21 protein-coding genes and 3 tRNA genes are annotated in these 24,500 nt (G+C 33.3%); 13 read left to right on the forward strand and 11 right to left on the reverse strand.

What is annotated here, in order from left to right:
• Nucleotide 1: 1 nt before the first annotated feature.
• Nucleotides 2–676, reverse strand: coding sequence for a response regulator transcription factor (locus ABEG63_RS03095; protein WP_346582907.1), 675 nt, complete (start codon nucleotides 674–676; stop codon nucleotides 2–4).
• A gap of 93 nt (nucleotides 677–769) precedes the next feature.
• On the opposite strand from ABEG63_RS03095, the gene rmuC reads away from it, so the two are divergent.
• Nucleotides 770–2,152, forward strand: coding sequence for a DNA recombination protein RmuC (gene rmuC / locus ABEG63_RS03100; RefSeq protein ID WP_346582909.1), 1,383 nt, complete (start codon nucleotides 770–772; stop codon nucleotides 2,150–2,152).
• A gap of 128 nt (nucleotides 2,153–2,280) precedes the next feature.
• A complete protein-coding gene (locus ABEG63_RS03105; protein WP_346582910.1) occupies nucleotides 2,281–3,048 on the forward strand; it encodes an RNA methyltransferase in 768 nt (255 codons plus the stop codon).
• A gap of 140 nt (nucleotides 3,049–3,188) precedes the next feature.
• Here ABEG63_RS03105 and ABEG63_RS03110 read toward each other — a convergent pair whose 3' ends face one another.
• A complete protein-coding gene (locus tag ABEG63_RS03110; RefSeq protein WP_267405505.1) occupies nucleotides 3,189–3,440 on the reverse strand; it encodes a hypothetical protein in 252 nt (83 codons plus the stop codon).
• 183 nt (nucleotides 3,441–3,623) lie between these two features.
• Here ABEG63_RS03110 and ABEG63_RS03115 point away from each other — a divergent pair, with 183 nt between their 5' ends.
• A complete protein-coding gene (locus ABEG63_RS03115) occupies nucleotides 3,624–4,787 on the forward strand; it encodes a hypothetical protein (RefSeq protein ID WP_346582912.1) in 1,164 nt (387 codons plus the stop codon).
• Nucleotides 4,771–5,355, forward strand: a complete 585-nt coding sequence (locus ABEG63_RS03120) for a hypothetical protein (protein WP_267405507.1) — start codon at nucleotides 4,771–4,773, stop codon at nucleotides 5,353–5,355. The genes ABEG63_RS03115 and ABEG63_RS03120 overlap by 17 nt, the downstream gene beginning before the upstream one ends.
• Here ABEG63_RS03120 and ABEG63_RS03125 read toward each other — a convergent pair.
• Nucleotides 5,307–5,849 (reverse strand): 5-formyltetrahydrofolate cyclo-ligase, encoded by a 543-nt coding sequence (locus ABEG63_RS03125; protein ID WP_346582914.1) that lies wholly within the window; start codon nucleotides 5,847–5,849, stop codon nucleotides 5,307–5,309. The genes ABEG63_RS03120 and ABEG63_RS03125 overlap by 49 nt on opposite strands.
• A 45-nt stretch (nucleotides 5,850–5,894) precedes the next feature.
• Nucleotides 5,895–7,259: a rhodanese-related sulfurtransferase gene (locus tag ABEG63_RS03130; protein WP_346582915.1), complete on the reverse strand. Its 1,365-nt coding sequence runs from the start codon at nucleotides 7,257–7,259 to the stop codon at nucleotides 5,895–5,897.
• Nucleotides 7,260–7,639: 380 nt separating this feature from the next.
• Here ABEG63_RS03130 and ABEG63_RS03135 point away from each other — a divergent pair, with 380 nt between their 5' ends.
• On the forward strand, nucleotides 7,640–9,184 hold the full coding sequence (locus ABEG63_RS03135; protein ID WP_346582916.1) for a trypsin-like peptidase domain-containing protein: 1,545 nt from the start codon (nucleotides 7,640–7,642) through the stop codon (nucleotides 9,182–9,184).
• An 89-nt stretch (nucleotides 9,185–9,273) separates the two neighbouring features.
• Here the strand turns inward: ABEG63_RS03135 and ABEG63_RS03140 are convergent, their stop codons facing one another.
• From ABEG63_RS03140 to ABEG63_RS03150, 3 genes are all read right to left on the reverse strand, one after another.
• Complete coding sequence (locus tag ABEG63_RS03140) at nucleotides 9,274–9,729, reverse strand: hypothetical protein (RefSeq protein WP_267405511.1); 456 nt, start codon at nucleotides 9,727–9,729, stop codon at nucleotides 9,274–9,276.
• Complete coding sequence (locus tag ABEG63_RS03145; RefSeq protein ID WP_267405512.1) at nucleotides 9,729–10,109, reverse strand: RidA family protein; 381 nt, start codon at nucleotides 10,107–10,109, stop codon at nucleotides 9,729–9,731. Before ABEG63_RS03145 ends, ABEG63_RS03140 begins: the two co-directional genes overlap by 1 nt.
• 67 nt (nucleotides 10,110–10,176) lie before the next feature.
• Nucleotides 10,177–12,765 carry a putative LPS assembly protein LptD gene (locus ABEG63_RS03150; protein ID WP_346582918.1) on the reverse strand — a complete coding sequence of 863 codons (2,589 nt, stop codon included), beginning with the start codon at nucleotides 12,763–12,765 and terminating at the stop codon, nucleotides 10,177–10,179.
• Between the two features lie 65 nt (nucleotides 12,766–12,830).
• Here ABEG63_RS03150 and ABEG63_RS03155 point away from each other — a divergent pair, with 65 nt between their 5' ends.
• The 8 genes from ABEG63_RS03155 (at nucleotide 12,831) to ABEG63_RS03190 (ending at nucleotide 16,204) form a co-directional block, all read left to right on the forward strand.
• Nucleotides 12,831–14,120 carry an N-acetylmuramoyl-L-alanine amidase gene (locus ABEG63_RS03155; protein ID WP_267405514.1) on the forward strand — a complete coding sequence of 430 codons (1,290 nt, stop codon included), beginning with the start codon at nucleotides 12,831–12,833 and terminating at the stop codon, nucleotides 14,118–14,120.
• Between the two features lie 59 nt (nucleotides 14,121–14,179).
• A tRNA-Glu gene (locus ABEG63_RS03160) sits at nucleotides 14,180–14,254 on the forward strand.
• A gap of 178 nt (nucleotides 14,255–14,432) precedes the next feature.
• Nucleotides 14,433–14,792, forward strand: coding sequence for a hypothetical protein (locus ABEG63_RS03165; protein WP_267405515.1), 360 nt, complete (start codon nucleotides 14,433–14,435; stop codon nucleotides 14,790–14,792).
• Nucleotides 14,789–14,974 carry a hypothetical protein gene (locus tag ABEG63_RS03170; protein WP_267405516.1) on the forward strand — a complete coding sequence of 62 codons (186 nt, stop codon included), beginning with the start codon at nucleotides 14,789–14,791 and terminating at the stop codon, nucleotides 14,972–14,974. Before ABEG63_RS03165 ends, ABEG63_RS03170 begins: the two co-directional genes overlap by 4 nt.
• A gap of 337 nt (nucleotides 14,975–15,311) precedes the next feature.
• Nucleotides 15,312–15,632 (forward strand): hypothetical protein, encoded by a 321-nt coding sequence (locus ABEG63_RS03175; protein WP_267405517.1) that lies wholly within the window; start codon nucleotides 15,312–15,314, stop codon nucleotides 15,630–15,632.
• 67 nt (nucleotides 15,633–15,699) lie between these two features.
• Nucleotides 15,700–15,954 (forward strand): 30S ribosomal protein S20, encoded by a 255-nt coding sequence (gene rpsT, locus ABEG63_RS03180; RefSeq protein WP_123945153.1) that lies wholly within the window; start codon nucleotides 15,700–15,702, stop codon nucleotides 15,952–15,954.
• A gap of 11 nt (nucleotides 15,955–15,965) precedes the next feature.
• A tRNA-Glu gene (locus tag ABEG63_RS03185) sits at nucleotides 15,966–16,037 on the forward strand.
• Nucleotides 16,038–16,132: 95 nt separating this feature from the next.
• A tRNA-Glu gene (locus tag ABEG63_RS03190) sits at nucleotides 16,133–16,204 on the forward strand.
• A gap of 283 nt (nucleotides 16,205–16,487) precedes the next feature.
• On the opposite strand, the gene ABEG63_RS03195 is transcribed toward ABEG63_RS03190, so the two are convergent.
• The 4 genes from ABEG63_RS03195 to ABEG63_RS03210 are packed head-to-tail and all read right to left on the reverse strand — an operon-like array spanning nucleotide 16,488 to nucleotide 24,434.
• Nucleotides 16,488–17,162, reverse strand: a complete 675-nt coding sequence (locus tag ABEG63_RS03195) for a SprT family zinc-dependent metalloprotease (RefSeq protein ID WP_346582920.1) — start codon at nucleotides 17,160–17,162, stop codon at nucleotides 16,488–16,490.
• A complete protein-coding gene (locus ABEG63_RS03200) occupies nucleotides 17,162–20,350 on the reverse strand; it encodes an HsdR family type I site-specific deoxyribonuclease (protein ID WP_346582922.1) in 3,189 nt (1,062 codons plus the stop codon). The genes ABEG63_RS03195 and ABEG63_RS03200 overlap by 1 nt, the downstream gene beginning before the upstream one ends.
• Nucleotides 20,347–21,588: a restriction endonuclease subunit S gene (locus ABEG63_RS03205; RefSeq protein ID WP_346582923.1), complete on the reverse strand. Its 1,242-nt coding sequence runs from the start codon at nucleotides 21,586–21,588 to the stop codon at nucleotides 20,347–20,349. The genes ABEG63_RS03200 and ABEG63_RS03205 overlap by 4 nt, the downstream gene beginning before the upstream one ends.
• A complete protein-coding gene (locus ABEG63_RS03210; RefSeq protein ID WP_346582925.1) occupies nucleotides 21,585–24,434 on the reverse strand; it encodes an N-6 DNA methylase in 2,850 nt (949 codons plus the stop codon). Before ABEG63_RS03210 ends, ABEG63_RS03205 begins: the two co-directional genes overlap by 4 nt.
• Nucleotides 24,435–24,500: the final 66 nt, after the last annotated feature.

Raw genomic sequence — 24,500 nt, forward strand, 5'->3', positions numbered from 1 at the left:
TTTAATCTTTGATCAGATAGCCGGTTCCTTTTATTGTATGAATAATTTTATTCTCGGTTTCGTCTATTTTATTTCGGAGATAAGAAATATAAACATCCACGAGATTTGTATTGTTGTCGAAATTAATTCCCCACACATTATGAAGAATCTGAGTCCTGCTCAGCACTTTATTTTTATTCTCCAACAGGAAATTCAGCAATTTATACTCGGTGGGAGAAAATTCTATTTCGTTCCCGTTTTGTGTTACTTTATGAAGATTTTTATCAATCGTCAGATTTCCGCAAGAAATTAGCTGAGATTCTTTTTCGTAGCTTAATTTATTTCTTCTCGTCAGCGCTTTGATTCTTGAAATTAATTCTTCAAAATGAAAAGGTTTAGACAAATAATCATCCGCACCCAAATCAAGCATTTTAATTTTATCATCAGGACTGTTTAATGCGCTAATCACCAAAATCGGTGTATAATTTTTCTTGAATCTGATGATTTGAGTTAATTGAATTCCGTCCAGACCGGGAAGCATAATATCCATCAGAATAATATCAAATTCATATAAACCGATGATCTCACGGGCTTTTTCACCCGATTCTGCCAACGTAATATGATAACCGATTTCGCTTAGACCTTTCACCAGAAAATTGCTGATTCTGGAATCATCTTCAACTAACAAAACATTCATGTTCCTGAAATTTGTCCTAAAGATAAGCATCATTTATTTCACATCCGAGACAAAGCTATTTTATTCCCAACGCTTTTTTCATAATTTTGAAAAATGGAGATCACCTATTTAATCATTGGTTTTGCGGCGGGCGGCGTTTTGGGCGCTCTGATTTCGTATTTTGCTTTAAAATCATCGATGGTTTTACGAAGCACGTATGACAATCTGAATCAATTACATATAAAAAACACAGCTGATTTTGAAAATGCAAACTTGAAAGTTCAGGAATTGCTTCAAAATAATGCAAAAGATAAAGAACTTTATGTACAACAATCAGACATTTTGGATGATCTGAAAAATGAATATAATAAAATATCTGCCAGAAATGAAATTCTTGAAACCTCACTGAATACCCAAAAAGAAGAGATCATTAAAATGCAGCAAGAAGCCAGACTTCAATTTGAAAATATGGCGAATAAAATTCTGGAAGAGAAAACCGAAAAATTTACTACACTTAATCAAAATAATCTTAAAAATATTCTTGAACCTTTTCAGGAAAAAATTACCGATTTGAAAAACCGTGTGAACGAAGCGTACGAAAAGGAAAATAAAGAACGTTTTTCTCTTGCAGAAAAAGTAAAGGAATTAGCCGAATTGAATCAGCAAATTTCAGAAGACGCAAAAAAACTGACCCGCGCATTGAAAGGTGAAAGTAAAACACAGGGAAATTGGGGAGAAATGATTTTGGAAAGCATCCTCGAAAAATCTGGCTTGGTACAAGGAAGAGAATATTTTCTTGAACATGAACTTCGCGATGAAGATAATAAAGCGTTGTTTTCTGAATTTTCAGGTAAAAAAATGCGCCCGGATGCAGTGATAAAATATCCTGACGAAAGAAATGTAATCATTGATTCCAAAGTTTCTTTAACTGCATTTATCGAATTGGTGGATGAAACCGACCAAGATATTTATCTTATGAGATTGAATCAACATTTAAACTCTATCAAAAATCACATTAATCAATTAAGCCAAAAAGCGTACGATGATTACGGAAAATCTCTGGATTTTGTGATGATGTTTATTCCAAGCGAGCCTGCTTATATTGCGGCTATGCAAGCCGATCAAAATCTTTGGAATTATGCTTATGACAGAAGAATTTTATTATTAAATCCAAGTAACTTAATTACTTCATTAAAACTGATTGCCGATCTTTGGAAAAGAGAATATCAAAACAGAAATTCTATGGAAATTGCTGAGAGAGGAGCTAAATTGTACGATAAATTTGTCGGTTTTGTCGATAATCTTGAAAAAGTAGGCCGAAATCTCGACCAAGCAAAAAACGTGTATAATGATGCTTACAAACAATTATCTTCAGGTAATGACAATTTGATTGTTCAGACACAGAAATTAAAATCTTTAGGAATTAAAAACAAAAAAGAACTGCCGCAAAGTTTGATCGACACTTCTCAAATCTCAATTGAATCCTCAGAAGAATAATTTTTCAGGTACAAGGTAAAAAGTAAAAAGAACCGAGTACATCAAGCTACAATTAAAATAAACCTCGGATTGATTCTGAGGTTTTTCATTTTCATTATTTAACGATAAATTTTACATAATTTTGCAATATGCAAATAGAAAGTTTTCAAAACGAAAAGATAAAAAACATCACGAAACTTCTTACAGACAACAGATTTAGAAAGAAATCCAACGTTTTTGTTGTGGAAGGTCAACAGGAAAATGAAAGAGCTTTAAAGTATGATTTCGAGCCTGTAGAATATTTTATCTGTGAAAATATATTTAAAGGAATTCAACCCAACGGAAAAATTCATTTGGTAAGTGATAAAGTATATGAAAAAATTGCGTACAGAGGAAGTTCTGAAGGAATTATTGGTGTTTACAAAACAAAAGAAACTTCTCTTAAAGATTTTAACCCGAAGGATAATTCAACGGTAATTATTGTGGAAGGTGTTGAAAAGCCTGGAAATTTGGGTGCCATTTTAAGAAGTTGTGAGGCTTTTGGCGTTGATGCTTTAATTGTAACTGATACAAAAGCAGATTTTTACAATCCGAATGTTATTCGATCAAGCGTAGGTTGCCTTTTCGGAATGGAAGTTTTTCAGGCGGAAAATGAAGAAGTTTTAGAATATTTAAATAAAAACAATTTCAATATCTATACAACTATCATGGATGAAACGGCGGAAGATCTTTACAAAAGAGATTTCACGCAGAGATCAGCAGTTTTATTTGGAACAGAACATTCAGGTTTAAGTGAATTCTGGACAGGAAAAGGAAAGAATACTTTAATTCCAATGGTTGGAAGTATCGATTCTTTGAATTTGAGCAATGCTGTGGCGATTACTTGTTATGAAGCGTTGAGACAAAAGAAAGGATAATTGTTGATAGTTGTTGGTGGATAGTTTATAGATAATTACTTCTATAAGCTATTGCTTTGTCTTCGATTCGCAATGACTGTACATAAAAAAACCGTCTCACTGAGTGAAACGGTTCTTTTATTTTTAAAGCGTAGCTTAAATTATTTCTTAGCTTCTTCTTTAACTTCAGTTTTAGCAGCAGATGCATCAGCTTTTACTGAATCTACAGCAGCACCAGCGTTAGCTTTTACTGAATCTACAGCAGCAGTAGCAGTAGAATCTACAGCAGCAACAGTAGAATCGATAGCAGTTGTAGCTGAATCAGCAGCACCTTCTGTAGCAGTAGCTTCAGTTTTTTTACAAGCAACTAAAGAGATTGCAGCGATAGCAGCTACGAATAATGACTTTTTCATAATAAATTAAATTTAATTTTGTTAATATTGTTTTATAAAATTTTTCTCTGTTCTGTTATTTGAACAAGACAAAGGTATAGCAGATAAAAAATTTGTTTAGGAAAAATAATTGTAATAACTTTGTAAAATTGTTTTACAAATAAACAATACTGAAAATCAATAATTTAATTATTAAAAAATAAATTGACGGATTTAGATCTATTACATTTTGAGCAGTTAAAAAAGGATGTTCAAGCTCAATATCTGAAAGAATACACTCCTTCCTACGATGATATTTCAAAGTGGAAGGGTATAGATATTATATATTTTCAGGAAGATCTTCGAAAAAAAGCTAAAGGAAACATTAGCGAAAAGTCTTTTTACACTTACTTTAAAACTTCTCCGGTTACGAAATTACCCAGAATAGATATGCTTAATTTATTGAGCATTTATGCGGGTTACGATTCATGGTATGATTTTAAAAAGCAACATCTTTTTGCAGGAGAATTGCTACAGGAAAGTGAAGAATTAGACGAAGAAGAAATTCAGCAATTAGAAAATATCGTATCGAATTCTCAAGAATTGCCAAATTCTGAAATAATTCATAAAAAAACAGAATTACCAGAGCAAGAAATACCTGATTTACAAAAATCAAATACTGAAAATCAAATAATTAATCAAAATAGAGAAGATATAACTCAAACATTTCCTCAGAACGAAAAAACTAAAAAGAATTTCTTCAAAAAGAATATTTGGGCATTTGTAACTTCAATTTTGATTATCACTACGGGACTTTTAGGTTTTAAAGATGAAATTTTCTCAAAAACTTATAAATATTGTTTCACAGACGCAGACAGAAGCATCTCGATTATAAATACTTTAGAAATAAAAGTAATTAAAGAGAATGAATCTCCTCTTCTCTATAAAATAAAGCCGGGAGAATGTTTTTATTATTCTACCAAGGATAAAAACATCAAAATGCAGATCAGTGCTCCTTTCTATGAAAATCTGGAAGTAAACCGTAATCTGGAAAATGCACCTGAAGAAGAAATGATAGAATTAAAGCCAGATGATTACAAAATGGCGGTAAATTATTTCTCTGTAAAAGATGCAAAAGGCAATCCTGAAATGCTAAAACAAAAGAGAAAGCAGCTGGAAAACCTGATTAGTAATAACGCAGTGATCTATCAAGTATATGATAATGCAACTTTTGGAATTGAAACCCTCGATAAACAAAAATATATTACTTTAGTAACCACACCAACTACGTCTTTGAAAAACCTTAGCGTAATTGAAATGAAAAAAGACAAAGGAAAAATAGTATCCATTAAATTTAAAATTGCAAGTACTGATGAAAAGAATAAATAATTTTTTACTGTTTGCAATACTGTTATTTTGCTTAGCGGCCTGCAATAAAAAAACGACGGCAGAGGTAAGCGATTTAGACAAATTAAGAACAAGCAACAACAGAAGCAGCTATCCCGCAGTACAAATGGATAGCGCACAAGCAATAAATTTCATAACAAAACAAAAAGTTCAGGAGCTTTTGGATCTCTCAACGCTTTACTTATCAGGAAATGGTGATACTGAAATAGACACAGTAATCTATTCACAGATGAAAAGCTACTTCCATAAGCCGGACAGCACAACTTTTAAGAAACTTTTTAAAGAGCTGGACAGCCTAAAAGTAAAGACCGCGAAAGTTAATAATCTTGAGGTGTATAAAGATTATTACAAAAAAGACACTTTAGATTTAGCGAAATTTAATGTGGAATATTTTGATGATAAAAACCGATCATTAGGTTCTTTTGAGAAGAATGCTCAGTACACATTAGTTTCTGCGCCGGTGAAATTTAAGAAAGAATTTAAATTTTACTTTTTAAATTTTTATTCCAAGCCTAAAAAAGATACAACGTCTGTCGGCGTTACCAAATAGTCTAGCGGAATATCATTTTCCCAGACATCATCGATATTTTCATCGGGGTTAAAATAATTAACTCCGATTTTTTTTGTCTTGGAAGCTATATTTTCAAAGAAACCATCATAAAAACCTTTTCCGTAGCCTACTCTATTCCCTTTTTTGTCACAATATAAAAGCGGAGTAATCACATAATCGAAATCATTTTCTCCGGAATCTTCATTAGAAACTGGTTCAGAAATTCCCAAACCGCTGATTTCAAAAACTGTATCAGCAAAAATTTCAATAGCAATTAATTTCTCATCAACAATTTTAGGGACAAAAACACGAATATTTTGCTTAAAAAAATAATCAATGAAAATCTGAGTATTAATTTCTTTTTTAGATAAAATAGGTAGAAAAACATGAACTTTTTCCTTTTCTTTTGGCATGAAATAATTCAGAAAATTTTCAACTATTTTTTCAGATAACAAGAAAGCCTCATCAATCGACAAGGCTTTTCTTTTTAGCATATATTTTTTTCTAAGTTCAGCTTTTAACATTTTTTAAATATGTTTTTATGCTTCCAGAATTTTATATAATTTATCAGACAAACGAACTCTGAATGGCAATTCAAAAGTAATTTGATCTCCTGCTTGAGCTGTTTCATTGAAATCTCCATTAACGAAAATCTGAGTAATCGTTACTTCCTGATCTCCCGTTGTTGGCCCTGAAATCAAAACTTTATCTCCAACTGAAAGCTCTTTACTTTCAATAAGAAACTGAGCAATTTTTGATTTTGAATAATAATGTTCTGCTTTTCCTATCAACGTTTTCTTTACTTTGATTTTCTGACGAATATCTTTTGTTTCTGGTGCTGCTTTTGCCAAAGTTAACGTAGAAAGATCTCCTGAATTCTTAAATTTCAGAGCGTCAGATTTTCCTTTTCTAAATACTTTATTACCAACCTGAAGACCTTTTCTTTTTGCAACCTGCTCTTCCCAAGGCAAATGAATAGTTTCAAGACATTCTGTCGAGCATGTATTTTCCATTGTCGCTTTACATTCATCACATTGGATAAATAAAAGATGACAGGCATCATTAGCACAGTTTGTATGATTATCACAAGGCTTTCCACACTGGTGACATTGTGAAATAATATCGTCTGTAATTCTTTCACCTAAACGATGATCAAAAACGAAATTTTTTCCGATAAATTTACTTTCAATGTTTTCTTCTTTGATCTGGCGAGTATATTCAATAATTCCACCTTCCAATTGATAAACATTTTTAAAGCCCTGATGTTTGAAGTAAGCACTCGCCTTTTCACAACGAATTCCGCCTGTACAATACATCAAGAGGTTTTTATCTTCTTTAAAATCCTGTAATTGATCGTTGATGATCGGCAAACTTTCTCTAAAATTTTCAACATCGGGAGTAATCGCTCCTTCGAAATGACCAACTTCACTTTCGTAGTGATTTCTGAAATCTACGACAATCGTGTTCGGATCATCCAACATATCATTAAATTCCTGAGCTTTCAGGTGAATTCCTTTATTGGTAACATCAAAAGTTTCGTCATTCAATCCATCGGCAACGATTTTATGTCTAACTTTTATGGTTAATTTTAAAAATGAATGATTGTCTTGCTCTACCGCTACATTCAGACGAATTCCTTTCATGAAGTCATATACTTCCAGCGTATCGCGAAAAGCCTCAAAATTGTCAGCAGGAACACTCATCTGAGCATTAATTCCTTCATGAGCAACATAAATACGACCCAACGCATCCAAGGCGTTCCAGGCTATAAATAAATCATCGCGAAATTTTTTGGGATCTTCAATTTTGGCATACGCATAGAAAGACAGTGTAAGGCGTTCCTTACCAGCTTCATCAATAAGTTGAGCTCTTTCTTCTGCGCTTAAGGTGTTATACAGTTGCATGCTATAAACGTTTTAAGTGAGAAAAATATTTTTGCAAAGATAAGAATTTTTTAAATGGGTTGATAATTGATGATTGTTGGTTTATAGTTTTTCGTTGATGGTTAATTGTTTATTTAAACATGCCTTAAATAAAATGATTATATTTAACTTTTATGTCCATATTGGCATCTATACTATGTCAGATTGTCATTTAATATAATTTTAAGTTTTGTTAATAGAGCTTTATAATTACGACATAACACATAAAATAATGTTATTCTAGTTAAATTTTAGTTAAAACTGAAACATTACGTGCCAATCGCATACCTATTTAGCATTAAATTTGTTTACACTAAAACGAAAAGTTTAAAAAATTAATAAATAACAAAGAAGATATAACAATGAAGAGTACTTTAAAAAAACTATTACCATTTGCAGTGGTTGGAGTTATCTCAGGAGCTACTACCGTTGGAACAATTCAATATTTTGACCACGGTTCTAATAATGCAGACCAATCTTATTTTACAAAAGGATCTAATGTCTCTTTTGCAGGGATGAACACCGCTGCTGTCGGTGATGATTTCGTAAAAGCAGCTAAAACAACGGTTCCGGCTGTAGTAACAATCAAAAATTATCAAAACAGAGCAACTTCCGGTGGTGGAAGAGCTTCTGAACAAGATTTATTCGATTTCTTCTTCGGTGATCCTTTCGGCGGCGGCGGAAGAGGTCAACAAAGACAAAAGCAGCAACAACAGACTCCAGACAATATGCCATCAGGAATGGGTTCTGGGGTAATTATTTCGCCAGACGGATACATTATCTCAAATAATCACGTAGTAGCAGGAGCTAGCAAACTGGAAGTTGTATTAAGCAATAAAAAATCATATATCGCAACATTAATAGGAACTGACCCGAATACGGACATTTCTTTATTAAAAATTGAAGAAAAAGGATTACCATATTTAAATTTTGCTAATTCAGATAATATTGAAGTCGGACAATGGGCATTAGCAGTGGGTAACCCTCTTGGTTTGAACTCAACGGTAACAGCAGGTATTATTTCTGCAAAAGGTAGAGGAATCGGAATTCTTGGAGGACAAGGTAAAGCAACCAATCCTATTGAAAGTTTTATTCAAACCGATGCCGCTATTAACCCTGGAAACTCAGGAGGTGCTTTGGTAAATACAAATGGAGATCTTATCGGGATCAACTCGGCAATTCAATCTACAACGGGTTATTACCAAGGGTATGGATTTGCGGTTCCGGCGAACTTAGCAAGAAAAATTGTTGAGGATATTAAGAAATTCGGTATCGTACAGAGAGGTTTCTTGGGAGTACAGTCATTAGACTTATCAGATGATATGCAGGTGGCGGCTTATAACAAGCAGAAAAAGACAAATATTAAAGCTGGATCAGGGGTTTATGTTACAGGATTCGGAGATAAGAGTGGTGCTGAAGATGCAGGATTGAAAGTTGGAGATATCATCACGAAAATTGATGCTACCAACATTACAGATTTCGCAGATTTATCAATGTCAATCGGAAGCAAACGTCCTGGTGATAAAGTACAGTTGGTATATTTAAGAAACGGAAAAGAAAACACAACTACAGTAACGTTGAAAGATCAGCAAGGTGGAACTTCTACCAGAACAAAAGCAGATCTTACGGTAACAGAAAAGATTGGTGCTGAATTCCAAGGTTTGGATGACAGAACGAAAGCTTATTATGGTTTAACCAGCGGTGTTGTTGCTAAAAACGTAGTAGAAGGTAGTGAAATTGCTAAGGCAGGTATTGTAGATGGATATATTATTACGGAAATTAACGGCAAGCCGGTAAATTCTCAAAAAGATGTAGAAAGCTTATTAAGCAAATTCACAGGAACAGGTCAGATCAAATATATGGATGACTACGGAAGAGGCTACCAAAGAGGGTTTAAAATGCCTTAATCAATTAGAGCTAAACAAAGATTTCATATCAACGAAAACGGGCTGCAAAATAATTTTGCAGCCCGCTTTTATTTTAAGATGTAAATCAATTAAGATTTATTATTCATTTTTTCAGCGATTCTTTTCTTTTTATTTCGTTCATAAATTACTTCTACAATCTTACCTCCAATCCACGAAAACGGGAAAAACGTAAGGAAAATAGAAATCTTATAAAATGTAGGATGATACGGAAAAATAATAACATCCAACATCGCTATAAAGAGCATGATAAAACCAATAAGAATAGCATAGGCAACTTTGGCATACTTTACAATCACAGCGGTAACCACACCTCCTACGGTAGTTCCCAAGCCGGAAATAAACAACAGGAATCCGAAGAAGGCCTGGTCGTCTTTCATACTGTAAAGAAATCTTTGCCAATGCTCAAACGGAGCAAAAGCTTCAAAAGTAACCCATTGCGGAAAAACTCTTATACCAAGAGTAATAATAAGCCCGGCGATACCAAGCCCTACAATAACCGCTAATGTATTTCTGAAGAAGTTCATTAATCCTGATGTGCAATCATAGAAATTTCAATATCAACATTTTTTGGCAGGCAAGAAACCTGTACCGTTTCACGAGCCGGATAGCTTTCTGCATCTAAATAAGACGCATAGATATCGTTCATTACCGCAAAATCATCCATACTTTTAAGGAAGATCGTAGCTTTTACCACGTTTTTGAAAGTCATCCCAGCTTCTGTAAGGATAGCCTCAAGATTTTTCATTACCTGATGTGTTTCTTTCTCAATACCTTCTACCAATTTTCCAGTTGCAGGATCTACAGGAATCTGACCAGAGATGTACAAAACACCATTTGCAAGGTTAGCTTGTGAATAAGGTCCGATAGCTGCAGGAGCGTTAACTGTGTTGATTATTTGTTTCATTAGAATTTATTTTGGGTGCAAATATAAAATTTATATTCTATTTCTATCTTTAAATCTCAAATCCTTCTTAGAAAGGTGAATTTGGCTGTGTAAAACTTCTGTCTTTATACTTCAACGCATCACTTAAGATATTGGCTTTAATACCGATAAAGAAGTCATACACTTTATATTGCCCGAAAGGAACCCAGTTGAAGTTAATCGTAAAACTTCGCTGATCTCTCGAAAAACCAATCCTCGTATACGCCAGCTGCTTGGTTACCATATCATAATGCGTACTTCCGTTGATGTTCCAATATGGAGTTAATTTAATACTTCCATCAAGACCTACGGATGCTATTTTATTAGCATTTCTGGTTGCATTTCTGGTGTAGGCGTAGTTTGCATTAATATTCAAAGTCCATGCCTGATCGAAGCGTGCATAATTATCATCATCAAAATAATAATTTTCGTTTCGAATCTCTCCTTTCTGCGAATATTTTTTAGCATAATCTGTTTTCTCACCAAAAATTTCACTGCTTAAAGGATACGATAACTGAACATTGAAACCCTGAACACTGAAATGTCCGAAATCCTCCGTTCTGATTCCCTGATCTTGCCCCGGAAGGAACATGATTTTATATGGATCTAATGTTAAGCTGGTGTTTACACTCAATTTATTTTCAAAGAAAGATGACTGCCCGTTGATTGAAAATACCGACCAAGGGTGATCTTTCGCTGCAAAGTTATAGTTTGCCGAGAAGTTTAATGATTCGAAAATCTTTACTTTTTTCACTCCCGTTGAATCTTTCTTAGATTTTACTTTCATTTCAACATTGTTTCCAACATTGATACCTAATGCACCAACCATGCCACTTGTCGGTTGACCTACAATTCCTTTTTCAAAAATTGAATAAGTGGTTAAAGCTCCGTTGGCATTGTAATAATTCTTAAAATATCCAAAACCGGAACCTCCGAAATCAGGGGAATAGGTAAAACCGATACTTGGCGTCATCATGTGTCTCACCGCTTCTACTGCACCTCCTTTCTTGAATTTCATCATCCCATACAATGTAGTCTGCAAACTCGCTGTTGTTGAGAAAATAGAATATCCTGCGATATTTTTATTCACCACGTCTACTTCTTTATTAATGATAGGGTCATAAGTTCTGGTTAATGTTTTTGTCGTTAAAGCATTATCAATATTAGCACCTAAGCTGAAGGTAAAATATTTCGCCACTGTTGTATTGGTTCCTAATGAAATATTATTCTTCAATCCCGTCTGCATTTTTTCCCACATTGCCGGAGTGAAAAGTTCCCCTTCTGTGGTAGAAACATAATTGGATAAATTTAACCCTGTGTTTACTGTAATATTTTCCAATAAACCTTGTCTCACCCCTGTTTTAGATTTAAATAAATAAAATTGGTTGATGGCAACGTTCATCTGTGGCAAACGCAAATCTGAATTTCCTGTCGCAAAGTTCTGAGAATAAGAAGCCGTTCCTGTAATGGTAATCGGCAATTTCAAAAATCTCTTGGTTACCGTTACCGTTGAGTTTTGCTGAGTATTTAATACGTTCTGATTAAAAATATAATTATTATTGATCGTATTATTATAGAATCTGTTGCTTACAATATCCACCGAAGCCGAGAAAGTAAGGAAAGGATTAGCCTTCGTATCCTGAGTATGTCTCCAGGCAATTCTGTAGGTACTTGTTTTGGTATAATCATCAAGCCCTTTAATACCTCTTACCGTTGTTCCGATATCTGCAGAAAAGTTACCATTGTAACGGTATTTTTTCACATAATTCATCTCCGGACGGAAATTCCAGCTTCCTTTGGTATAGAGATCGGCTAACACTTTAATATCAAAATGCTCACCAATCGGTTGATAATACCCAATACTATTTAAAAAGAAACCCACGTCTTCTCTTTCCCCGAAACTCGGAATCAAAATACCCGCTGATCTTTTATCTGAAAAAGGAAGAATTGCAAATGGCATAATCAAAGGTGTCGGAACATCTTCAATATACATTTGGATAGGTCCCGTTACAATTTGAGATTTATTCTTTGTTTTTACCAATTTAATGTGCGGAGCCAAAAGATAATAATCGGAAACAGTATCTTTTTTCTTCAGGAAATATTCGTCGGTCGTATACTTCCCTCGTCTCATGAAGAAAACAGAATCGTTGTATTTTTTTGTTTTTTCCGCAATAATTACCCCTTCGCTTTCTTCCGTTCTTGCATTGTAAGCAATCGCCTGCTTGGTTTTGTAATTATAATTAAACTGATCGGTCTCGTATTTTTTCCCTCCCTGATTGGTAATGACAGGTTCGATGATTTTTCTGCCTAAAGAATCTTGTTTTCCGCGAGCGAAAATGAGATTTTTTTGTTCATCAATTGAAATATAATCGGCGTCGATCTGCATATCCTGATATTTTACCTGCGCATTTTTGTTCAGATAAATCATCTTTTTAGGCACGTCACGGCGTATATCATCAGCTTTTGTCTGAAGAATATCATCTAAGGATTCCTTTTTTGCAACTATGGTATCCTTTTTGGAAATAGTATCATTAACCGCATTTTTAGGTAATTTTTCAGGAGTTTTCTGTGCTAAAAAATTGTTAAAAATTAGGATAATTAAAATTTGTAATATATTTTTGAAGACGGTTTTGACCAATTTTTGTATATATTTATATGTATATAATTAAGGCTCAAAATTAATATAATTTTTAAAACTGTAAGATGCACAAAGTAAATTTTAAAATAATTTTATCATTTCTTCTTATACTGGTCTCCCAAATTATTTTCGCTCAAAAAAAATTCACGGTGGTTTTAGACGCCGGACACGGGGGTAGTGACCATGGAGCCAACAGAAATTACGCTGATATCGGAAGAGTGGCAGAAAAAGATGTAACCCTTGCCATTACCCTGAAAGTTGGGGCAATGCTTGAAAAAAATAAAGATTTCAAGGTAATCTATACAAGAAAGATTGATGAATACCCTTCATTATCAGACAGAACCAACCTTGCCAACAGAAGTAAAGCTGATCTTTTTGTGTCTATTCACTGTAATTCTGCAACGAGAAATACCGCTTACGGAACCGAAACTTACGTTCAGGGGCCGGATCAAAATGATACCAACTTGGAAGTTGCTAAAAGAGAAAATGACGTGATCTTTCTGGATGAAAAAGATAAACAAACGTTTGGTTCTTATGACGCAAGCTCTCCGGAATCTTTAATTGCCTTAAAACTTCAGCAAAGTAAATATCTGGAATCAAGTTTATTGCTAGGTGGATTGGTAGAAGATAATTTTGTAAATAAAGATAAAAGGTTTTCAAGAGGTGTTTTCCAGAAAAACCTTCACGTGCTTCGTATGAATGCGATGCCTTCTGTACTTATTGAGACCGGATTTATCAATCATCCGGAAGAAAGCCATTATTTAGCTTCAGAAAAAGGACAGGAAGAAATTTCACAAAGTATTTTTCAGGCGATTATTGATTATAAAAAAGCCATCGACAGAAAATCAGGAGGTTCTTCAATTGCTGCACAAAAACCTGAACCTGTAAAACCTGCAGAAGTTGCTCTTAAAAATGATTTCAGAATTTTATTAATGAGTGCTCCTACAAAATATAATGATGGAGATCCTGCGTTGAAAGGATTGAACTACATTCTTCCTATCAAAGAAAATGGTTTGTATAAATATTATTACGGAGTAACGAATATGGCTTCGGTAAAAGATATTAACATTAAAACAGCTAAAGATGCCGGGTTTAAGAATGCATACGCAGTAGGATTTATGCCAAATCAAAGACTGAATTCTGGATATTATACGATAGAAGTCTATGTGGGAGAAAAACTGAATGGTAATTCATTCATCATTCAAACCCTGAAAGATGTAGAAAGAAATAAAGAAAGCGGTGTCTTCTATTATACTTACGGAAAGATGTACACGCTGGAAGATGCTGTAAAAACTCAGAAAGAGCTGGAGGCAAAAGGAATTAAAAACACTGTCATTCAGAAAGTTTATAAATAACTCTAAAAAATAATTTTGAAGTTAAAAAGTTAATCACTACTTTTGCAACCTCAAAATTTGGCCTATTCGTCTAGTGGTCAGGACTCAAGGTTTTCATCCTTGCAACAGGAGTTCGATTCTCCTATAGGCTACCAAATTTACTATACAATCCCTGACTTATAAAGTTCAGGGATTTTTTATTTTATAAATCAATGGAATTCTATGCCATTTTAAAAGAGTTATGATACACTCTTTATCCAAAAATCTTTTTTTTATTTTTGCACTACTAAATCTACAGATCGAAAGATCTTTTTTTAAAACAAAACAGATAATATGAAACAATTCTTTACTATTATAGCCCTTACTCTGCTTGCTCCTCTAAGTTTTGCTCAATACTTCACTCTTACCCCGAATGGATTTTTATCAGAAGGGAAAAATAATTATACCGTTGTTGATTTTCCCAACACAAAGCAAAATAATATTTATAAAAATGTGTTAAACGCATTAAATACAATGTACAAAGATCCAAAGAAAGTACTGACTTTAGTAGACGGAGAAAGTATTACCATTAACGGATATGAAGAATATGTAATTCCTCACAGGGCAAAATCAAATCCTATACCATATCCATATTATTTAAGGATAATAAAATGCGTATTAATAGTCCCACATTTGAATGCAGAAGATGGATGACAACAGATTACTCCGCTAAATGGGTTTACCTTACATTGAATAAAGACAAAAAATCAAAAGCCTCTATATACGGTAAGGAAAATGAAATTAACGCACAAGATTCTTATGATGCACTTAATAAGCACTTTAATAATTTAATTGCAGAAATCGTCAAGAAATCTAAAACGGTTAATGATTGGTAAAACAGAATGAAAATTGAATAATAGAACATTCAAAAGAAATATAGCCAACTTCAAAATACGTACTTAATCTCTGCTTTTGGTGTCATAGAACCATTTCATTAAAATATCTTTTATAACCTCTGAAATACATATTTTTCATTTCACTTCACTTTTTTCAAAAAAAATAATTATATTGTATTCCAGTTATTTAAATATGATTGTTAAAAAAATTATATTTAAGATTTTGTTGATTAGAAAAAATTACTAACTTTGCAGCCGCTTAGAAGGAAATGAATTGTAAGAAAAAGCTATTTAAACAGTTTTCGATTCATCTCTTCAAAAGCGAAAAACTCATACAATGCCGGATTTAAAAATACAAGAAGCGAAATTGCTTTTTAAGAAAATCCACTCTAACCCCAAAAGTTACGATTTAAAAATCAATGAAGATGGGATATCAGGCAGAGATGATGAAATAAGTTTCAGACTTTATAGGACGGGAGAAAGGGTAGCTTTTGAAGTAACGATTGACGAACTTACCTTCACCAATACAACTGGAGAATGGAACAATGCGATGATTATGCTGGAAAGCACAATCAAGAAAATAGAAAGAGAAGACGAAAATTTTAAAATAGAACAGGCGATAGATAAACTAAGAAAATACTTATCTGAAGAAAATTAAAAATTTTTAAAGAAAAGTTTGGTAGTTTCAAAAATAGTTTATACTTTTGCACTCACATTTGAACGATATGGCAAATCATAAATCAGCATTAAAAAGAATCAGACAAAACGAAGTAAGAAGACTTCGTAACAGATATTACCACAAGACAGCTAGAACAGCTTTGAAAGTGTTAAGAAATGAAGAAAATAAAGCTGCTGCTACTGAGCAGTTGCCTAAAGTTATCGCTTTATTGGATAAATTAGCTAAGAAAAACATTATCCACAAAAATAAAGCTGCTAACTTAAAAAGTAAATTAACTAAGCACGTTAACAAACTAGCTTAATAAGTATAGCTGGCCCGTTCGTCTATCGGTTAGGACCTCAGATTTTCATTCTGGTAAGAGGGGTTCGATTCCCCTACGGGCTACAATTTAAATACTACTAACCGAGTATTTAAAGTAAGAGTTGAAACTTATAAAAACAAAAAATACTAACCTCGTAATTCGTTACGGTTGTATAGATGGCCCGTTCGTCTATCGGTTAGGACCTCAGATTTTCATTCTGGTAAGAGGGGTTCGATTCCCCTACGGGCTACTTAACAACAATTTAAAAACTCTGATAAATACAAGTATCAGAGTTTTTTTTGTTTTGAATCTTTACGAAATTCTTCCGATTTTCCGAAATCTCCCTTACACAATCTTGTATAAAGCGAATTTCTAAAATCTTTTTTGATTTCTAAAATTTTCTTTTTCCTTTCTTTTCTTTTGTTATAAATTCAAATTGAAAAACTTTCATGTATTTTCAGTTAAAACATTAGTGGAACGTCCCATTTTCGGAAACATTTAATAATAATAAATTTGTAAAGATTTCTAAATACCTAAAAATCTATTTCTAATAATTGCCCATTTTTCTTTAACCAGTTTTTTGCTTTTTCATAATTAGGCACCTGTATTGACAAGATATTCCAAAAGCGAGGTGTATGGTTATCTTCCATAAGATGTACTAACTCGTGGGCTACTAAATATTCTAATACATACATTGGAGCTTTAATGATACGCCAATTGAAAATGATATTGTTTGCAGGTGTGCAAGAACCCCATCTGTATTTCATATCAGAAGTTTTGAATTGATTATATTCAACTCCTAAACTTTTTGCATATTTCGTAGCTAATGGCTCCATTTTTTTTAATGCTTGACTTAAATACCATTTTTTAAAAAGTTCGTTTGCCTTTGGTTGGTTTGATTTTGATATTTTAAATCTTTGGTCAAATTCTATTCCTTCAATTTCTTCATCTACTATAAGTAACTGATAGTTTTTCCCTAAGTACATTAAGGTTTCACCTGATACAAACTCTTTGCTTTCCGCTATTAAAGGATATTTCTGTGTGTGGTTTAGCTTTTCCTTAATCCATTGTCTTTTTGATTGAACTATTTTATCAATTTTTTCTGCTGTAAGATAATGTGGAGCACGAACAATAATACTTCTATCCCTTTCAACAGAAATGTTTAGGGTTTTACGATTGGAATATTTTATTTGATACTCAAAAAGCATTAGTCATTGATTATTTTAAAATGATTGGTTTTAGCTAATTCCATTATTCTTGAAATGATTTCATTTCTTTTCGTAATGATGTTTGGTAAATCTTTGAACTCAGGAGATAATAGCATTTTTTGTAGTTCAGCTTTTAGTTTTAATTGAGCAGGTGTACTGTCCCAAAAGCCTGTTAGCTTTATTTCAGTTGTTACTAAATTGAAAATGTGCTGTGTTAGATTTACGTTTCGAGCAATTTCATCTTCCGATAAATCTCTATTATCAAACAACTCTGCTTTAAAAATTCGGAAAAAAGGCATTTGTTTTTTACGGTCTAAACCATAAGTTTCTTCTTTTTCTCTATTTCTTATCTTCTCCCTTAATTTTTCTAATTCTTCATAAATTACTTTCCAGTTACCTTTGAAGTTTTGCAAAATTTCTTCTAATGCTTTTGCAAAAGAGGCAAATAGTTCAGGGTCTTCATCTATGTTTAAATTAATAAAGTGTCTAATAGCGTGTTCTACTTCTGCGGCTTTTGTTTTTTCACGTTTCTTGTTGGTAACAACTTTGCTGAAAAAATCATCTGCTATAATAGAAATAGGAGCAACTTGTTGCTCTATCCCTTTAGAAATTAAATATTCATCTGCTATGGCTCTTAGTTTGGGTGGTATACCTTTCATACTGAATCTGCCATCCCTAAAATGTTTGTTTGCCAAAGCATTAATTTCTGTAAGTGCTTTCCAATCATTAAAAAACTCTAAGGCCTCTTTACGAGGTAAAACCGTATTAAAACAGCTTGTAAGTATGTTGTAAAGTTTGATGTATTCAAATCTAATATCTTCATCATAAAACACATCAAAGAAAGCATCTGAATCTGACAAATTTTCTAAACCATACACTTTTAAGAAGTTCCAAATATCTTGGTGTGCTTTGATTAATTCGTTAAGTTCTGCGTCATCATCTGAAATACAATCTATAATCTCCTCCAATTCTTTTTCTGCATATGTATCCAAAGCTCTTTTTAAGTGGTGTCCAACACCTACATAATCTACTACAAAACCCTTGTCTTTACCTTCTGGACCAACTCGATTTACTCGTGCAATAGTTTGTAATAGATTATGAGCTACAATTACCCGATCTAAATATATTACCTGCTCAATAGGTGCATCAAAACCTGTAAGTAGCATATTGTTTACGATTACTATACCTACATTCCCGTTTATACTTGTATCTTCTTCGTCTGTTTTACCATAAGGCAATTTGAAACGCTTTATACTTTTTTTATGATAATCACCATTTATATATGCTTTGATTTCTAATTCATCATTATGACTACCTGATATTACTACTGCTGTTTCTAAAGTTTGCAATATTTCAAGATTAACTAACATAGGATTATCAACCATTAATTCGGCTATTTTAGTTTTTAATGCTTCATCAATGGCTGCTTTATATCTTACTGCTGCAATACGAGAATTTGCAACAACTTGAGCTTTAAAACCGCCTGAAAAAATGTGTTCTACATAATGATTGACCATACTTTTAGCTTTCTCTTGAATGGTATTCATATTGTCTAAATATGCATCACGAGAGCCATAACCTAAAATCTGTAAACGCTCTGTTAGTTGATAATCGCTAAAAACATCAGCAAATTTATCATCCATTCCTTCTTGGTCTTCTATCTCTGCATTATGTGTGAAACCTTCATATACTATCTCTAAAGTAACACCATCATCTATGGCTTGACGCATAGTATACTTATCAATATAGTCTTTGTATTTCTTTTCTGTTTTACCTGTTGGTGTTCCTGTAAAACCAATAGAAGTTGCATTTGGCATTGCACGGTCTAAATTGGCTGCTAAAAGCGAATATTGCGACCTGTGAGCTTCATCTGTCATTACTAAGATGTTGCTACCCTTGTTCAATTCTGGGAATATTTCTAAACCCGTTAAATCTCCGTTTTCTTGGAACTTATGAATCATAGCCATTACCAAATCAGAATTATCATTGCTTAGTAACTCTTTTAAACTTTGACCATTGGCTGGATTTTTAGGATTGATGAAATTGGCAGACTTTATTGTAAAACCAATAGTTTGCCCCGTTTCAGATAGTTGTTCTTCTAATTGGGTTCTATCCGTTACAAAAATAATTTTCCAAGACATTAATTCGGATCTTAGTTTCATTTCACGAACCATAAACATCATAGTAAGCGACTTCCCCGAACCTTGCGTATGCCAAATTATACCACCTCTTTCTATTGGATTTTTACCATCAATGAGTCTTTGCGTTGCTATTTTAACGGCTCTAAATTGTTGGTATCTACCTACTACTTTTATTTTTCTTCCCTTGTCATCTGTTTTGAATACCGTAAAAACTCTAATTATATCTAACAAGTTGCGAGGATCCAACATACCTGCAACCAAACGTTGTTGGTCGTTTGGTGACGATTGACCGTGAGCTAAGTCATTAAGTGTTTTAGGATATGGATCAGTCCATCTGTAAAAGTGTTTTTCTATTTGTGTAGTAATTGTTCCAAACTTAGCTTCTGTGCGACAAGTAGTTACTAAAATTTGATTGTAATAAAACAACTCTTTGTTACCTTCTCCTATATCGCCTCTTTGTTCGGAATACCGCATTAATTGGTCTATGGCTTCAGGGATAGGTTCTTTTACTTTGGAAGATTTAGCTTCAACAACTACCAAAGGCAAACCATTTACAAACAAAACCATATCAGGAATGATATGATGGTCTGTACCCGTTACCAGTACTTTAAATTGAGAAATAGCAGTAAAGCTGTTATTTTCTATTTTTTCAAAATCAATAAAACGCACTGTTGGGTTTAACTCTCCAGTTTGTTCGTTTCTTGAAACCGTGGTGTTCTCTAACAAGTAATGCAATACTTGTTGGTTGTTTTCTAACAGGCTACTTTTTTGAAACGTAGTGATTTTACGCTCCAATTCATCAACTTGAGCATCTGTGAGGAAAGGGTTTATCTTAACCAATGCTTCCCTTAATTTGGGTTTTAAAACCACCTCTGAAAAAGACGTTCTAAAACTTTGTCCTGGTTGTTGTTGCATTTGTAATTCCAACACCTCCCAACCTAAGCCTGCTAATTGTTCTAAAAACGGCTTTTCTACATGACTGTATTCATCTAACTTTAAGGTAGTACCTAAGTTACCTCTGTATTTATTGTCATTACTTAATATCATTCGTTTGCTGTTTCTTTAATGAGGTGGTTTACTCTTACTTTACCACTTAATAAGTCTTGCATTAAGCCAGTTTTTAGTGATTGAAGTTTAGAAAGTTGCTTTGTATTAGAAATTTCAAATTCTTCGACCGCAATAATTTGATTTGATATTTGATTTTGTTCTGTAATTGGAACCTTCGGGATTAAAACTTCTAAAAAAGATTTTTTAGAAATATTCTTCATTGAATTGCTCGTACCTGTTCCAAGAAATGCAATTGTTTTTCTGTAGTTATCAGAAGCCAATACACTTGCTAGCCAATTAACATTTAATTGTTCAATATTTTTAAATATCGTCTGCCAGATTCTATCCGGCAAATAAAGATTATCAAAAGTATCTTTAACCAAAGCATTTTCCCCAACTAAATCGGGAGTATTCATTCGACTTATTAAAATTGCACCTTTTCGAATTGGACATTTTAACCGTGGTAGATCGAATTGTTTTACAGTTTTATTCTGTTCAAAATTAAACTTACATTGTGACAAAGCACTTGTTTTTAATATACCTAATTGATTACCTCCAATTGGAATATCATCTGAGTTAACACTCACTCCAGATTCAAGTTTTTCTATAAAAAAAGATAAATTAACACAATCCCATTCTTTCGGAATTTTACCCAGTGGGCTGTCTTTAAACTCGTGGGTTTCTTCACTACGGATATTGCCATTTTCATCTATACCTTTGGTGAGCAAATCTTGCATTAAGCCTATTTTTACGCAAGTGTATTTGGCAATGAGTTGCTCGGTTTGGGCTATAGCTTTATCCACTTTAGAGAGGATGGTGGCGATTTGGGTTTGTTCAGAAGGTTTAAAATGTTTTACGTCAATGGACAATAGAATCTCCTTGTCTACGTGAGGAATACCTGAACCATTGGTCTGAGATTTTAGAAAATCTTCGAAAAATTTCAGCTGGTAGTATAAAAATAGGCGATCATTTGCACTTTCATCAAAAAGGAGTTTAACCATTGTTGATGAAAGAACTCCATTCTTACCCATGAAAAATTCACCAGCATTTGAGCCATCCCAGAGAAGTAACAAATCGCCATTTTTAACTTCAACTTTTCCAAAAAAATTAGGCAATAAAGTCTCTTTTGCTTTATTCCTAAGATATTCAGGTGAAAGATAAATGACCAAATCGTCATTCAATTTGATTCCCGTCGGGGCTTTACCTTTTCTATAATTTATAATATTTCCTAATTTCATAAGCCCAAATAGTTTAACTTAGTTAGAAAGTCGTTCAGGTCTGCCATAGTGCTTTCCCTTTTTTGTTCAATGGCTTGGGCAGAGGTGTAGTATTTATCAAATAGATTTTCAAAGGCACTTACTAACTCTCTCTTCTCAGCATTTAGGTAGCGTTGTAGTTGGTCGTTAATTATATCAAAGTGCTTTTTAAGAATTAATTTTTGGCTTTCTTCGGTGGTAATCCTACCGCCAATTTCTTCTAAAAGAGCATCTAAACTATTGAGTTTATTTTTTAGAATTTCACTGTCTTTTACTCTGGCATTATAGGTTTTGGTAATTTCAGAAAACTGTTTTTTTGCTTCTAAAACCGATGCCAATTTTACCATCGCTTTGTCATCATAGTTGCCTTTTAAGGTTTTTTCTAATGCTGCAACCGATTTTTTAATTTTATCGAAATCTGCACTATCTTTTAAATCAGCTTTGAAAGTAGCGATTAATTTGTAAACAGTTGCATTAAGGTTGGTGATTTCTTTTTGGGTGGCTACTAGCAAAGCGTTGCTTTCTGCTTTCAACTCTTCACTGCCAAATCTTTTTAACTCAATTTTTAATGCTAATTGAGCTTGTTTTTCTTTTAATAATGCTTTACAATCTTTGATAGACTTTTCAAGGTCTTTAATTTTTGTTTCTTGTTCTTGGTAAGGTTTGGCTTTATCACTTTGTCTTTTTTCTTCTACATAAAACTCAATCATCTTAGCCAATTCATCTTTCGCTAACTTTGGCGTTTGTTTTACTTCGCCTTCTTCTTCGTCTGCTTCATATTCTACCAAATTCAATGCTTCTTCCACCGCTTCTTCCAATTGTGATTCAAAATCAGCTTGTTCAATTTCTATTTGCTCTAGTTCAGCTTTTTCTGTTTTAAAAAATTCTTCAATCAAGTACTCATCGGGAATAAGCCCAGCATCCCAGCCGTTTTGCATAATGGTCTTTAGGTCATACTTGATATTATCCCACCAATTAACAAATACGCCAGCCACTTGAAACTTATCCAATATGCCAACTGGTACAAACTTTTCTTTAATGGTGTTTAATAACTCTGCTCTTACTGCTGGCAAATTGGCTCTTGAGCCATTACCATTAGGAGCAAGAGTAGAAAAATCTTCTTTGGCTAATTGCCACCAATCCGCTAAGTGAATCCCTAATTCTGTAAGCGTCTCGATTACGTTTTTATCATCTTCAACAATTTGTTTGATTTCAGATTTCTCACTGATTGCAAAATCTTTGTATAGAGCATTTTTATCTTTAAACAATTGATACCCATTAAATTCAAATTTTGGAGCTAAAGAATGTTGTACTTTCTCTATTTCACTTGTAGGAACTCCACCAATTAAATGAGCTTTTACATCTTCAGGTTCGGGAAGAGGTGTATTATCCACATACCTACGAATGTTTAAGGTAAAGTCATTTTTTTCAATGGTTTCTAAATCTACTAATTTAGAGTAGTTGGCTTCTTCAATTTTATTGGTAAATACAAAATCAATTTTCTCTACATCTTCGGGTCTTAGTGTATTTTGTTTTTTACCTTCTGCATAATCTTTGTCGGCATTTACAATAAATACTTTATTCTTTAATGTATCGGGTTTGCTTTTGTTGAAAACCATAATACAAGCAGGGATCCCTGTACCATAGAAAAGTTGAGGAGGTAAACTAATAATACCTTCCAACACATCTGCTTTTAGCATATTTTCACGGATTTCTTTTTCCTTACCGCTTCTAAAGAGTACACCATGAGGCATTACCACTACCACTTTACCATTTTGTTTACAGCTTGCCAACATATGTTGAACGAACATTAAATCGCCTTTCTTACCTGTTTCAGGAGCAAAGCCATAGCTGAACCGTGATTGATATTGCATTGTAGCTTTGTTATAGTTTTGAGAGAACGGAGGATTCGCAATTACTCTGTCAAACTGAATTAATTGACCGTCTTTTTCATTTAAAGGTTCATCTAAAGTGTCACCATATTCAATGTTGTATTTTATAATATTATGTAGAATGATGTTCATTTTACAGATAGCTACAACAGTAGGGTCATTCTCTTGACCAAAAAGCTCTAAATCATCTGCATTTTGTCCTTGCTCTTCAATGTATTGGTGTGCCTGAATCAACATACCACCCGACCCAACAGTTGGATCATATATTGACATGCCTGCCTCTGGTTTCATCAATTGAACCAACAAACGAACGACTTGGTTAGGTGTATAAAATTGACCGCCTTTTTTACCACTTTCATCAGCGAAGTGTTTTAGTAAATATTCATAAGCTGCTCCTAATAAATCAGGAAACTCAAAATTTTCATTAACCAGTTTTGGAAACTCGTTAAAGTGGTCAATCATTTTTTTTAGGTCGGCATTTTTAACAATCTGCTTTCCATCTACTTCTTTATTAAAGTTGATACGACCTTTAAAAATGCCTGAAAGAGTATCAGGATTCGCTTCTTCAATGGCATCTAATGCTTTGTTAAGCATTTGCCCAATGTTATTTTGAAGGTGCTTTATGGGTGGTTGTTGTACCTCATTTTCATCTATAAAGCCCTGATTCCATCTAGATCTTGGTGGTACGAAGAAAGTATCACCATAAGTTAATTTATCTTCAAGAATTTCATTTAAAGTATTTATGTCTAAATGCTTATAATCATTCTTTCTCAAATACTCTTTTTTTTGATCGAATACATCTGACATTCTTTTAAGAAACAGCATACCAAAGATGAACTCTTTGTATTCTGAGGCATCCATTTTACCTCTTAATATATCAGCTGCTTTCATCAAGAAGCTTTCTAATTGGGATAATTTTATTTTGTCAGTCTTCATTAAATCTAATCAAATTTTATTTTAATATGCTACTAAATTCTTATAGTCGTGTTTTTTCATTTTATA

It is taken from the genome of Chryseobacterium sp. C39-AII1 (genome assembly GCF_039672645.1).
GTDB lineage: Bacteria > Bacteroidota > Bacteroidia > Flavobacteriales > Weeksellaceae > Chryseobacterium.

Excerpts from the sequence above, each read along its gene's own strand:
- ABEG63_RS03205 (WP_346582923.1), bottom strand. The coding sequence starts at position 21,588 with ATGAAATTAGGAAATATTATAAATTATAGAAAAGGTAAAGCCCCGACG.
- ABEG63_RS03155 (WP_267405514.1), top strand. The coding sequence starts at position 12,831 with ATGCACAAAGTAAATTTTAAAATAATTTTATCATTTCTTCTTATACTG.
- ABEG63_RS03135 (WP_346582916.1), top strand. The coding sequence starts at position 7,640 with ATGAAGAGTACTTTAAAAAAACTATTACCATTTGCAGTGGTTGGAGTT.
- ABEG63_RS03120 (WP_267405507.1), top strand. The coding sequence starts at position 4,771 with ATGAAAAGAATAAATAATTTTTTACTGTTTGCAATACTGTTATTTTGC.
- ABEG63_RS03125 (WP_346582914.1), bottom strand. The coding sequence starts at position 5,849 with ATGCTAAAAAGAAAAGCCTTGTCGATTGATGAGGCTTTCTTGTTATCT.
- ABEG63_RS03105 (WP_346582910.1), top strand. The coding sequence starts at position 2,281 with ATGCAAATAGAAAGTTTTCAAAACGAAAAGATAAAAAACATCACGAAA.
- ABEG63_RS03165 (WP_267405515.1), top strand. The coding sequence starts at position 14,433 with ATGAAACAATTCTTTACTATTATAGCCCTTACTCTGCTTGCTCCTCTA.
- ABEG63_RS03210 (WP_346582925.1), bottom strand. The coding sequence starts at position 24,434 with ATGAAGACTGACAAAATAAAATTATCCCAATTAGAAAGCTTCTTGATG.
- ABEG63_RS03110 (WP_267405505.1), bottom strand. The coding sequence starts at position 3,440 with ATGAAAAAGTCATTATTCGTAGCTGCTATCGCTGCAATCTCTTTAGTT.
- ABEG63_RS03175 (WP_267405517.1), top strand. The coding sequence starts at position 15,312 with ATGCCGGATTTAAAAATACAAGAAGCGAAATTGCTTTTTAAGAAAATC.
- ABEG63_RS03200 (WP_346582922.1), bottom strand. The coding sequence starts at position 20,350 with ATGATATTAAGTAATGACAATAAATACAGAGGTAACTTAGGTACTACC.
- ABEG63_RS03130 (WP_346582915.1), bottom strand. The coding sequence starts at position 7,259 with ATGCAACTGTATAACACCTTAAGCGCAGAAGAAAGAGCTCAACTTATT.
- rpsT (WP_123945153.1), top strand. The coding sequence starts at position 15,700 with ATGGCAAATCATAAATCAGCATTAAAAAGAATCAGACAAAACGAAGTA.
- ABEG63_RS03140 (WP_267405511.1), bottom strand. The coding sequence starts at position 9,729 with ATGAACTTCTTCAGAAATACATTAGCGGTTATTGTAGGGCTTGGTATC.
- ABEG63_RS03170 (WP_267405516.1), top strand. The coding sequence starts at position 14,789 with ATGACAACAGATTACTCCGCTAAATGGGTTTACCTTACATTGAATAAA.
- ABEG63_RS03195 (WP_346582920.1), bottom strand. The coding sequence starts at position 17,162 with ATGCTTTTTGAGTATCAAATAAAATATTCCAATCGTAAAACCCTAAAC.
- ABEG63_RS03145 (WP_267405512.1), bottom strand. The coding sequence starts at position 10,109 with ATGAAACAAATAATCAACACAGTTAACGCTCCTGCAGCTATCGGACCT.
- rmuC (WP_346582909.1), top strand. The coding sequence starts at position 770 with ATGGAGATCACCTATTTAATCATTGGTTTTGCGGCGGGCGGCGTTTTG.
- ABEG63_RS03095 (WP_346582907.1), bottom strand. The coding sequence starts at position 676 with ATGAATGTTTTGTTAGTTGAAGATGATTCCAGAATCAGCAATTTTCTG.